Here is a 12,153-nt window from a genome sequence, read left to right as displayed (position 1 = left end):
CAATCGGGCACCGCCATGTCAGAAGCCAACAAGATCGACCGACTCGACCTGCGCATCCTGGCGCAACTGCAGAAGAACGGGCGCATGACCAACGTCGACCTGGCCGATGCGGTCGGGTTGTCGCCCAGCCCCTGCCTGATCCGCGTCAAGCGGCTGGAGCAGGCCGGCTACATCGCCGGCTACGGCGCGCACCTCCGGCTCGAGAAGCTGGGCGACACGCTGACCGTGTTCACCGAGGTCACGCTGCAGGACCATCACCGCGAAGACTTCGTGCGCTTCGAGGCCGCGATCCGCGAGGTGGACGAAGTGCTCGAATGCCACCTGGTCAGCGGCGGCTACGACTACCTGCTGCGTTTTCTGACGCGCGGCGTGAACCACTACCAGGAAGTGATCGAGGGGCTGCTCGAACGCAACATCGGCATCTCGAAGTACTTCAGCTACATCGTCATCAAGTCGCCGTTCATCAAGACGCACTGTCCGATCGAACGGCTGTTTCCCCACGAGCGCTGAGGGGCGCTCTTCGACGCCGATCGAGCCGAGCCTTCTCCATCGGCCGTTTCTGCCGGTGAGCGGGGCAGGGTCAGCGTCCCGCCTCGACCGCATCGGCCAGTTTGGCCAGCGTGTGGAAGTGGTGGTCGGGCACCGTGTGCTTCGATTCGATGGTGCCGCCCGACCCCTTCTGCGCATGGCGGCGTTCGATCCAGCAGGTGGCGATGCCCAGCTGCATGGAGATGCCGATGTCGTGGTACTGGCTCTGCGCCACGTGCAGGTTGTCGGCCTGCCTGTAGCCCCAGGCACCTTCGAAGCGGCCGCGTGCATAGGCGAAGTAGCGCGCGTCGGGTTTCTCGCACAGCGCGTCGTCGCAACTGAGCAGCATGTCGAAGGGCGAGCCCAATGTCTTGTTGAAATGCGCGAGCGCCCAGGCTTGCGCATTGGTCATCGTCACCAGCTTGAAGCGCTTGCCGAGCCGCTTGAGCGCCTCGACCGAATCGGGGAATGCGGGCCATTGCGCCACCGAGTCGCGCAGGCCGCGCGCAGCGGCGTCGGTGTCGGGCAGGCCGAGCGCCGGCGCGACCGCGTGCCAGCAGCGCTCCAGGTCGTCGGGATACCAGCCGGCATTGCCGTCGGCGCGCGCACGCCGGTAGGCGGCCAGGAAGTCGTCGTCGCTCACGCGCGCGTCGGGCGCCACGCTGCGCAGGTACGCGAGCATGCCGCCCTCGAAGTCGATCAGCGTGCCGACGACGTCGAAGGTGAGGACCTTGAAATCTTGCAGGGACATGAAGAAACTCCAACGTGATGAAAAGGCATGACGTTGTCCAGCATAGGTTCGCCCCTGCGAGCGCGTGGTTGAACTGCATGCGCGCCGCGGCACAGGATGCCGTTGTGCGGGCGCGGCCGGCATCTTCTTGCGCAGCGCTCCGCATGGACGCTGCACCCTGAGCAAGACCTGACACTTCGCGACGCAAGAAGGAAAATTCGCTGCCGCAGCAAATTCTCTTCACGGCTGTCATCTCCAATTTTTCAGGGACCGTTAGGTCCTTCCCGTGCAGCAACGCACGCGAAATTCGTCGATTTCAAGAATCCCGGTGCGTCAAAGGATTTCGTGAAAATTTGAGTGAATAGCCCGTGGATGCGTAGTTTTTCGCGGGAATGGATTCATCAAAGCATCATATTCCGTGGATAGAGTCGTGGCCGTTCGGGATCGTCCAGCATCCCGTAAATAACAGTACGCCCACGGGTTTCGATGCAATGACGAATCGTAAAGATGCGAAAGAAAATTCAATTGATTTGAACGAACTGGCCCGCGTGCCGGAAAACCGGCGGCGTGAATTGCTGAAATTCATGCTTGCCGGTTCTGCCGCAGGAATTGCAACCCTGTCCGGTTGCGGCGGCGGCGGTGGCGGCGGCACCGGGGCATTTCCAATCGCGGGCGTGGGCGGTTCAGACAATGGATCTGCACCCGGGAGTCAGAATCCGCCCGGCCAGACACCTCCAGCCCAAAAAGTATCCAGCTTCACCATTTCCGTATTGCCGGACACCCAGTTCTATCCCCGCTACGCGTCGGAAAAAATGGGCGAGCTCTACCAGAAGCTGTATCCGACGATCAAGCCGCAATACGACAATCCATTCAAAAGCCAGACGCAGTGGATTGCGCAAAATGCCCAGCAATTGAAAATGCCGTTCACGATCCATCTCGGGGATATCGTGGACCAGTCCTGGTATTTCGAGGATGAAAAATCGACACCCTGGAGCGATTCGACCGACCTTGTAAGCAACGGCCAATTGAGCAATGGCCAGGTCACGAAAGAATGGGAGCTTGCAAGCCAAGCCATGCAGGTGCTCGAGGCAGCCAAATGTCCCTATTCGATTTGTGCCGGAAATCACGACGTGGGAGCCGTCAAAAAGGTCACGCAATGGGGACCCGATTGGGGTGTGGGCGTGTCCGGTTTTGCAAATGACGACGGTTATCAGGACGGCGGAAAAAATCGAGAAAATCTGTTCGAGCCGTATTTGCAGGTTTTCCCGGCTGATCGCGCCAGGAAACAGTCGACTTTCGGCGGCCGGCATTCATCCGGTTTTCACGAATACCATATTTTCCAGGCAGAGGGAAATCAATTCCTCGTGCTCTCCATGTCGTGGAGAGCGTCGGACGACGCCATTGCCTGGGCGAACCAGGTCATACAGACGCACAAGACGGTTCCGGTCATCCTGGTGAATCACCAATTGATGGGTATCGGAACGGACGGCAAAACCGCTGCGGACACCGCTTATTCGAATTACATCTGGGACAAGCTCATCCGTAACAATGACCAGATCTTCATGGCCGTCAGCGGCCATTACCATGGCTCTTGCGCCAGCGTGAAGAAGAATTCTTTCGGCAACGACGTCCATTTGATGGTGGTCGATTATCAAATGGCCTACATGGGCGGCAACGGCCTCATGCGGATGTATGAATTCGACCTCACGAACAAGAAAATCATTGCCAGCTTGTTTTCTCCGTGGGTGCCTTTGAAGCCCGCGGAAGCGCTCAATGATTTCGACGCGGCCTGGCTGACGGATACAAATCAATCGTTTTCCATCGACATCGATTTCGCCAGGAGATTCGTTTCCTTCAATGCCAATTTCTCCGTTTCCGAAGGAACGGCCGGCGCGGCATTGACAGATGCGGCCAAACAGCTGATCTTGACGAATTACAGCCAGCCGCCGCAAAAGGCCGCCAAGCTGCCGTCAGGCACGGAGGATTATCCCAAGGTTGCCGGCACCCTTGCGCATTGGCGATTTTTCAATGCGGCGGCAGCCGAGGGAAATTTGTTCCCTTACCAGGCGGGGCAGCAAATTCCGGATTCATCGATCGACGCCAAAAACCCGATTTCATTGAATATCTGGATGGGAGATCCGGGCGATCTGACGTGGTCCAAGAGCCATCACCCATTGTCGTCGGCACCCGGAAGCCTGCGTTTCCGGAATGCGACCCAAAGCAAATCGTCCTATTTCACCACCGACCAGAATTCGCCACTGAATGTGGAGACTTTCCCCAATGGCTACACCATCGAGGCTTTCGTCTATATCGATCCGGCCTTCGACTCGACTGTCAACGGCTGGATGGGGATCATGTATCGCCTGGGTGCGCGATCGAATTTGCCCGGATTCGATTCGGGCGACGGCGATTGCGCCCTGATGTTCGCTTTTTCGAATCTGATGGAATTCCAATGGGAAATCGTCCCGACGGACCAGAACACCAATCTGACCTGCTGGTCCGGCGGCGTGTCGGCGGGCCAATGGCTGCACGTGGCCATCGTCAATGATCCGGCCGCTTCCTATTCGACGACCATGTACGTGGAAGGCGCTCCGGTGCTGCGGAACAACACGAACATGAAAGGCATCCGCTACGTGGCCCCCACGCAGCAAATCGCGATCGGCTGCGGCCAGTGGGCCGGCAACATGTCCACGGGTTTCCTGGGGAGCCTGGGCGAGATCCGCATCGTGGGTGCGCCGCTTTCCTCGGACAAGTGGCTCACGGCGCGGGCGGCCTGAACGCTCGATTGCACGGATAAACGAGAGGCTGCATCTCATTCCTGCTGGCAATAAAACAAACAAAATACAAATTGCCTAGCAGTTTCAATTGCGCCGCTCATCCCAGCTCGACTTCCGGCACGGAGATGCGGCGTCAACACCAAGAAGAATCGAATGAGAGACGAGCCGAAGTCGGGGTTGCTGCGCAGAACGGAATCGCTCCTGGAGCTGATGCTGTTTCGCACGCGCTGGCTGCTGGTCCCTTTCTACCTGGGACTGGTGGTGGCGATCGGGTTCCTGCTGATCAAGTTCGCCGGCGCGCTGGTGGCTTCCTATGCCCCCATCGTCCATGGCAACAGCGGCGAGGCCATGATCGCCATCCTCGGTCTGGTCGATGCCGCCCTGGTGGCGAACCTGCTGCTCATCATCATCTTTGCGGGCTACGAGAACTTCATCTCCAAGATCGATGTCGGCCCGAGTGAAGACCGCCCGAAGTGGATGGGCAGCGTCGGTCTGTCGGACCTGAAGATCAAGCTGATCGGCTCGATCGTCGCCATCTCGGCCATCGACCTGTTGAAGTACTTCTTCAACGTGCGCACGTCGAATCCGACGGAGATGGCCTGGGCCATCGGCATTCATCTCACGCTCGTCGTGTCGGGCGTGCTGTTCGCCGTCATGGACTGGATTGCCGACAGCAAGCGCAAATGACCAACGCCGGTTCACGCTGCAGCACACGAGGCTTGCGCCTGGCGCACTCCCTTCCGGGCGTGCTGCTGCTGTGGGTGGGAGGCCATGCAATGGCGGCCTGCGTCACTTCGCCCGGAGCGAGATTGCAGGCCACCGCGGGTTCGGTGTGCAGCGCGGCCGGCAGCTACGGCAGCAGCGGGATACCCGCAGGCCAGTCGGCGCTGGGTGCGTCGACGGGAGGCGGGGTCAACGCGGCGAGCCTGGTCTCCATGTCGTTGTCGCAGAACGGCATCAACGGCGTGCATGCCACCGACGCCGGCTCGCAGATCGACCTGCAAGGCGGGCTGACGCTGGTTCGTCCCGGTGCCAGTAGCGGCATTCGCGGTTTGCGCGCAGCGAACGGTGCCACGGTCAACGTGAACGGGCCGTTGTCGATGACGCTGTCCAACGGATCGAGCAACTACGGCATCTATGCGGAGAGTGCGAACACCCGCGTCGTGCTGAACGGTAGCGTCGGCGTCGCCATCGGCGCCGGGGGCGCCTTCGCACCCGGTATCCGCGCCACCACCGGCGCCACCATCGAAGCCAACGGTGCGGTGGCCGTCACCACGGGCGGCGACATGCGCTCCGATGCGATCACCTCCGACAACGGCAGCACCGTGCGCCTGAATGGCCGCCTGAACCTGGGCGTGACCGGTACGCAAGCCGCCACGCTCAAGATCAGCAGCACCGCAACCATCACCTATGCCGGCGTGGCTGACCTGCGTAACGCGGGCTTGAACGGCTCGGGCATTCGCGCGGTCACGGGCGGTGTGGCCACGGCCACGGCGTCGTCGACCACGTCGATCCAATCGAGCGGAATCAACGGCATCGGCATCTCGGTGCGCGATGCGGGATCGCAGGTGAACCTCGCGGGCCCGGCCAACATACGGGTCACCGGCGCCACGCAGGCGAACACGCCGGCCGGTACGCAAGAGTCCTACGCAGCAGGCCTCCTGGTCACCGGCGGTGGTGCGCTCAATGCGACCAGCTCGCTCGCCATCGCCACCACCGATGCGAGCAGCTACGGCGCTGCGTTGCTTGCGGACAGTCCGTCGATCAGCGCCACGGGCACGGGCTCGATCGCCGCCGCCGGCAGTGCGCTGGGCTTCTTCACGGGCGCGGGCCAGAGCGCGAGCTTCGGTGGTTTCTCGATCGCCAGCGCATCGGGCGATCTCGTGCGCGTCGATGCGGCCACCGGCGCGACGCTCACGCTGAAGAATTCGAGTGCCACGGCCAGCAGCACCGGCAACCTGTTGCACGCGGTGAACGGCAGCAGCCTGGCCTTCGCCGCCGACAACAGCACGTTGACCGGCAACGTGGTGACGGACGCCACCAGCACCGTCTCCATGCGCCTCCTGAACGGCTCTGCGCTGACGGGCAGCATCGACCCGGTGGCACTCGCCATCGACGGCACCAGCCACTGGACGATGACGGGCAACTCCTCGCTGAGCAGCCTTGCGCTGGCAGGGCGCATCGACTTCCAGCCGCCGGGTTCGGGCTTCGTGCCGCAGACGCTCACCGTCAACGGCAACTGGGTGGGGCAGGGCGGTGTGGTGGCCCTGCGCACGGCGCTCGGAGACTCTGCTTCATCGACCGACCGCATCGTGATCGACGGCGGCGCCGTGAGCGGCAGCACCACGCTGCAGGTGCGCAACGCGGGCGGCCTCGGCGCATTGACAACGGGCGACGGGATCATGCTCGTGAGCGCGATCAACGGCGCGACGACCACGGCGCAGACCACGAAGAGCGGCTTCTCCCTCGCCGGTGGCCATGTGGATGCGGGCGCCTACGAATACCGGCTCTACAGCGCGAATGCATCGGGCGACGGCGAGAACTGGTATCTGCGCTCGACCACGCCCGCGGTCGCGAGTCCGCCGGCCCCGGCCACATCCGACGCAGCTGGGGTGGCCGGCACGCCGCCCACCCCGGTGCCTCTTGTTGCGACTTACCGCGCCGAGGTGCCGCTGTTCTCCGCACTGCCGTCGCAGCTTCGCCAGGCCGATCTGGCGATGCTGGGCAACCTCCATCGGCGCACGGGCGATGGCGCCGCGGTGCAGGGCCAGCACGCCGCATGGGGCCGGCTGGTTCATGCCGACGTCGACCTGCGCCAGCAAGGCACGGTCACGCCATCGAGCGAAGGGCGTATGCGAGGCTTCCAGACCGGCATGGACCTGTTCGCGCCGGCGGATTCGGCATGGCGCGCCGGCGTGTACGTCGGCCAGCTCGAGGGCCGGCTCGGCGTGCAGGGCTTCGCGCGCGGCGTGCAGGGTGCAGTGGGCAGCAACGACCTGCGTTCGCGCTACCTGGGCGCCTATGCCACATGGAAGGGCGAGAGCGAACGCTATGCCGACGCCGTGCTGCAGGCCGGCAGCCACCGCTACGGCGTGGAGGCCATGGGCAATCCGGCCAATGCGGGCCGGGGCCGCAGCCTGGTCGCCTCGCTGGAGATCGGGCAGGCGTTCGCGCTCTCACCGGGCTGGCCGGGCTGGCGCATCGAGCCGCAGGCCCAGGTGGTGCACCAGACGCTCGACCTGGACGACACGGTCATCGGCGGCGCACGCGTCTCGCAGCAGACCGGCGGCGGCTGGCTGGGTCGGCTGGGCGTGCGCATGCGCGGCGAGATTGCAACGGCCGCCGGCCTGCTGCAGCCCTATGCGCGCCTGAACTTCTACAGCGCCGGCGCGGGCACCGACGTGGCGCAGTTCGTCAACGCGGCGGCCGTCACCCGCATCGCCGCCGCCACCGGCTACCGCGGCGTGGAACTGGCAGGCGGCTTCACCCTTGCGTTGTCCGAAATCGTCGACGTCTACGGCGAACTGGGCCGTCTCCATGCCACGGGCGGCGGCCTGCGCGCGCGGTCTTCGCTGCAGGGGTCCGGCGGCATGCGTGCGCGCTGGTAGTGCAGTGAAGCAGGCCGTCCGCTTCCGATAGGATCGTCACGCCCCGCGCTGCCGGCGGGCGATGGGCGGCGGGGTCCGCGCCCTTTCCATCCGATCAACCTTCTCCGGCGCGGCCGGATCGAAAGAACTTCAATGCTTGAACTCGTGACGAATCCTCAGGCCTGGGTCGCCTTCGCCACACTGACGGCGCTCGAGCTGGTGCTGGGCATCGACAACATCATCTTCATCTCGATCCTGGTGGACAAGCTGCCCGCGGCCCAGCGCGAATTCGCGCGGCGCACGGGGCTGTTCCTGGCCATGTTCATGCGCGTCGGCCTGCTGCTGGTTCTTGCCTGGATCGTGGGCCTGGTGGCCCCGCTGTTCTCGGTGTTCGGCAAGGGCATCTCGGGCCGCGACCTGATCCTGATCCTGGGCGGCCTGTTCCTGATCTGGAAGAGCACGACCGAGGTCCACCAGTCGCTTGAGGGCGAGCACGAGCAGAAGGCCAGCGCGGTCAAGGCGACCCTGGCGTCGGTCATGCTCCAGATCGTCATCATCGACCTGGTGTTCTCGCTGGACTCGATCATCACCGCCGTCGGCATGGTGGACGACGTGCGGATCATGATCGCCGCGGTGATCGTCTCGGTGCTGCTGATGATGCTGTTCGCCAGCCCGATCGGCCGCTTCGTCTCGAACCACCCGACCATCAAGATGCTGGCGCTGTCCTTCCTGGTGGTGGTGGGCGTGGTGCTGGTCGCCGAAGGCTTCGATCACCATGTGCCCAAGGGCTACGTGTACTTCGCGATGGCGTTCTCGCTGGCCGTGGAGATGCTCAACATCCGCATGCGCAAGAAGGCCGCCAAGGCCGTGGAACTGCACCCGCCGCGCATGCCCGGCGGCTGAAATACCGCATCGTGGGGAGATGATGGATTAGGTCAACGATCCGTCATAAACATATAAAAGCACGACAGCTCCTCCAGGCGCTGGAACAGGAGAACCCGTGCGACTGTATGTATCCCAGCTTCCCTTCGAGACCGCGCTGAGCGGCTCCTTCCTCGGTGCCGGCCAGGCCGGCGGCGGCGCCATGGCGCACCTCGACGACGAGGTGGACCCGATGCGGGTCCTGCTGATCGACCACCAGTCGACCCAGTGCAGGTCGTTCAGCGAAGGGCTGGAGAGCAACGGCTTTGCCGTGGACATCGCCACCGGCGACAACGCCACGGCGAACGCGGCGCTCGCGGGGGACTACGCGCTCATCCTCCTGAACTCGATGCGGCCTGGGCCGGCCGGGTTCAACGCGGTTCAATCGCTGCGCCGCAAGACCGATGCGCCCCTGCTGGTGCTGACCGAACGCGACAGCGTTGCCGCGCGCATGGCGGGCCTGGAGCTGGGCGCAAGCGACTACCTGGTCAAGCCGTTCCCGTTTCCCGAGCTGCTGGCGCGCGTCAAGGCGCTGGCCCGGCATCCGACCGTGCGCCGCATGCCGGTGCTGCGCCTGGGCGACCTGGAACTGGACGAGCGCACCGCGCGGTGTTTCCGCGACGGCATCGAGCTCGAATTGACCCGGATGGAGTTCGCATTGCTGCTGGTGCTGCTTCGCAGCCCCGGCGAGGTGCTTTCTCGGCAACTGCTCGCGCAGCGCGTATGGAACACGGAATTCGACGGCAGGACCAACGCGGTGGACGTGGCCATCCTGCGCCTTCGCAACAAGCTCGACACGCCGTTCGAAACGAAGCTGCTGCACACCGTGCGAGGCGAGGGCTATGTGCTCGAAGAGCGCCTTCACGCCTGATCTGATGTGCGTACCTCACGCGTCGCCTGCGATCGTCCGGGCGACGGTTTTCCTGCTGGCTTGAACACACGAATGATTGAACGACAAGACCTGTTCATCGCGCTGTATGACAACGATGTCATGCGCAGCGCGGCGCTGCAGAACAAGCTGAGTTCGATGGGGCACCAGACCGTCGTATTCACCCACATGGACAACCTGCTGGGCGTGCTGGGAAAACCCCAGCGATTCGACTTGCTCCTGGCGCCCTTGCGGGACGATCTGGTCCAGCGGGTTCTTGCCGCGGGCGAAGAGGACGTGGGCATGCCGGCGCTCCTGCTCGTCGATCGGGCGCAGTGGGGGCAGATGCCGTTTCACAACGAGGACTTCGAAGGCTGCGACGCCATCGACTTCGACGTCGCAAGAACCACCGACGAAGAGCTGGATTGGCGGATGCGCGCGCTGATCGCGAGAAGAAAGGCTTCGTCGCAGGCGGCCCAGTCGCCCAACCTCACCTGGGGCGACTACCGGTTCCTAGAAGGCCGTCGCATCGTGCTGCATCGGGATCGCGAGATTCCGCTGCAGCCGCGCCAGTTCGACTTTGCGCTGGAGTTGTTTCGCAACATGGGCCGCGTGATGACGCGCGACTGGCTCTGGCGGGCGCTGTGCAGGCCCACGGCCCGGCGCGACTCGCGGGTGTTCGACGTGTGCGCGGCCAACGTGCGAAGAAAGCTCGAACTGTGCGAAGAAAACGGCTTCGTGTTGAGGGCCGTCTATGGGCAGGGCTATCTGCTGTCGAAGTGCACTGCAATGAATGAAGAGGAACACCAGCCCGCCGCCTGTTGAACGGGCAGCGCGTGAACGCGCCAATTGATCGACAAGAAAAAACGGCCTTCAGGGCCGTTTTTTTATTCCTCCTGCCATTTCGAGCCGGCAATGCATCCCGGATTGACTGGTCAATTTTTGCAGTATGTTTTATTTGTCGATGAAAGCAGTGGAATTATTTTTCAAATTTGATGGTGCGGCAATCCGTTTGATTTTCTGAAATGCGTAACGACGTAAGTGCTTGCCATCGTTGAAGATTTCTCCATTGAATTGGAAGAATTGGATTGCATCGACATATGAGTTTGTGAATTCCATATTTGATGCCAATAAAAACCAACATATCTCCGTGATAGTTGCGGAAATGCAAATTTCATCACAAATCTACCAATTGGAGCGGTCGAGGTTTCAATTGGTTGCATTAAAGTCCGCGGCTCGCCAGGGAGGCATAGAGCACGGGTCGAACCGGTGCCGCCATCAATTGCAAATGCAGGTCATGAACAGAATATTTCGCGTTATCTGGAACAGCGCACTGGCGCTTTGGACCGTTGCTTCCGAATTCGGGCGCGGGCATGGCAGGTCGAGCGCGACGACGCAGGGCGCCGTGCTGCTCGCAGTCGCCTCGCTGGCGACGGCCAGCTTTCCCGCATCGGCCGCGTGCACGACCGACACGAATGCCAACACGATCAGTTGCACGGGAACCGATCAGAACACCACCGTGGGCGCCGGACTGGCGACGCCGGAAGGCACGGCGGTGTCGGTCGCGTCCGGTACGACGATCAGCACCGGCAACAGCTCGGGCATCAGCATCGGCAACGCGTCGAGCATCGTCGTGCAGAGCGGGGCGGTGGTGCAGAACAACGCCGTCAACAACGGTGCGTCACCCTACCCAAGCATCGGCGCCAACACGATCGAGGTGAACAACAACAGCACCGTCACCATCGAGTCGGGTGCGACCGTCAGCGCCAACGGCGCGGGCACCAACACCGAAGCCATCAATCCGGTCGGCAGCGGCAACACCATCACCAACCACGGCACGATCAGTTCCGCGCACACGGCGATCTGGTTCCAGGCGAGCAGTGGCGCCAACACCGTGGTGAACAACGGCACGATCATCGCGGGCGCCGGCACCAACTCGACCACCGCGACCGTCATCGGTGCCAGCGGTGACATGGCCGTCGACTTCACCAACCGGGGCAGCCTCTTCGGCTCGCTCGTCTTCGCCAATGCGAGCAATGCGCTGCGCTGGTACACGGGCGCCTCGATCACCGGCAACATCGCCGGCGGTGCGGGCGCGGACCTGCTCACGCTCAACAGCGACGACAACGCAAGCGCCACCTTCGCGCCGCTGTCTCTCGCCGGCTTCGAGACGCTGGTCAACAACAGCGGGACCTGGAACTTCAATATCGCGCTGGCGACGGCGGGCATCACCAGCACCACGGTGGCTGGCGGAACGCTGGTCCTGGGCGCCGACAACAGCGCCTACACGGGCAGCATGACCGTCGCCCCGGGCGGTGTGCTGCAGAGCAGCGCGCAGTTCGCGCCAGCAGCGATCGCCGACAACGGACTCGTGCGTTTCGCCCAGCCCGACAACGCAAGCTACGCGGGCCTGGTGAGCGGCACGGGCGGCATCGAGAAGACCGGCGCGGGCACGCTCACGCTCACGCAGGACCAGGCCTTCACCGGCCTCACCACCATCAGCGCCGGTGTACTGCAACTGGGCAACGGCGGCACGGCCGGTTCGGTGAAGGGCGACATCGTCGACAACGCGACCCTCGCCATCAACCGCTCCGATGCGCTCGTGCTGTCGGGCACGATCAGCGGTACCGGCTCGCTCGTCAAACAAGGCGCCGGCACCACGACGCTCACCGCCGCCAACAGCTACGCCGGCGGCACCGCGCTCAAGCAGGGCCGCCTGAACGTCGGCAACAACCTGGCGCT

Annotated in this window: 9 protein-coding genes; 8 read left to right on the top strand and 1 reads right to left on the bottom strand. The window is 63.3% G+C overall.

Going from position 1 to position 12,153, the window contains the following annotated elements; translation table 11 throughout:
- Positions 1 to 15: 15 nt before the first annotated feature.
- Positions 16 to 510, top strand: a complete 495-nt coding sequence (locus M2282_RS29815; protein WP_280812381.1) for an Lrp/AsnC family transcriptional regulator — start codon at positions 16 to 18, stop codon at positions 508 to 510.
- A 70-nt stretch (positions 511 to 580) separates the two neighbouring features.
- Here M2282_RS29815 and M2282_RS29810 read toward each other — a convergent pair whose 3' ends face one another.
- Entirely contained in the window at positions 581 to 1,279 is a 699-nt protein-coding gene (locus M2282_RS29810; protein ID WP_280812380.1) for an HAD-IA family hydrolase, read from the bottom strand.
- Between the two features lie 470 nt (positions 1,280 to 1,749).
- Between M2282_RS29810 and M2282_RS29805 the strand changes: the two genes are divergently transcribed.
- The 7 genes from M2282_RS29805 to M2282_RS29775 form a co-directional block, all read left to right on the top strand.
- Positions 1,750 to 4,035: a LamG-like jellyroll fold domain-containing protein gene (locus tag M2282_RS29805; RefSeq protein WP_280812379.1), complete on the top strand. Its 2,286-nt coding sequence runs from the start codon at positions 1,750 to 1,752 to the stop codon at positions 4,033 to 4,035.
- 153 nt (positions 4,036 to 4,188) lie between these two features.
- Positions 4,189 to 4,722 carry a YqhA family protein gene (locus M2282_RS29800; protein ID WP_280812378.1) on the top strand — a complete coding sequence of 178 codons (534 nt, stop codon included), beginning with the start codon at positions 4,189 to 4,191 and terminating at the stop codon, positions 4,720 to 4,722.
- Complete coding sequence (locus tag M2282_RS29795) at positions 4,719 to 7,643, top strand: autotransporter domain-containing protein (protein WP_280812377.1); 2,925 nt, start codon at positions 4,719 to 4,721, stop codon at positions 7,641 to 7,643. Before M2282_RS29800 ends, M2282_RS29795 begins: the two co-directional genes overlap by 4 nt.
- A gap of 132 nt (positions 7,644 to 7,775) precedes the next feature.
- Entirely contained in the window at positions 7,776 to 8,525 is a 750-nt protein-coding gene (locus M2282_RS29790; protein WP_280812376.1) for a TerC family protein, read from the top strand.
- Between the two features lie 97 nt (positions 8,526 to 8,622).
- Positions 8,623 to 9,414 (top strand): winged helix-turn-helix domain-containing protein, encoded by a 792-nt coding sequence (locus M2282_RS29785; protein ID WP_280812375.1) that lies wholly within the window; start codon positions 8,623 to 8,625, stop codon positions 9,412 to 9,414.
- Between the two features lie 72 nt (positions 9,415 to 9,486).
- A complete protein-coding gene (locus tag M2282_RS29780; RefSeq protein ID WP_280812374.1) occupies positions 9,487 to 10,236 on the top strand; it encodes a winged helix-turn-helix domain-containing protein in 750 nt (249 codons plus the stop codon).
- A gap of 472 nt (positions 10,237 to 10,708) precedes the next feature.
- Positions 10,709 to 12,153, top strand: a 1,445-nt coding sequence (locus M2282_RS29775) for an ESPR domain-containing protein (protein ID WP_280812373.1), incomplete at its 3' end; no start/stop codon positions are given.

This window comes from Variovorax boronicumulans, from assembly GCF_029892485.1.
Taxonomy (GTDB): Bacteria; Pseudomonadota; Gammaproteobacteria; order Burkholderiales; family Burkholderiaceae_C; genus Variovorax; species Variovorax boronicumulans_B.
Note: the sequence above shows the minus strand (reverse complement) of the source record. Positions and strands in the feature narration are given on the sequence as shown.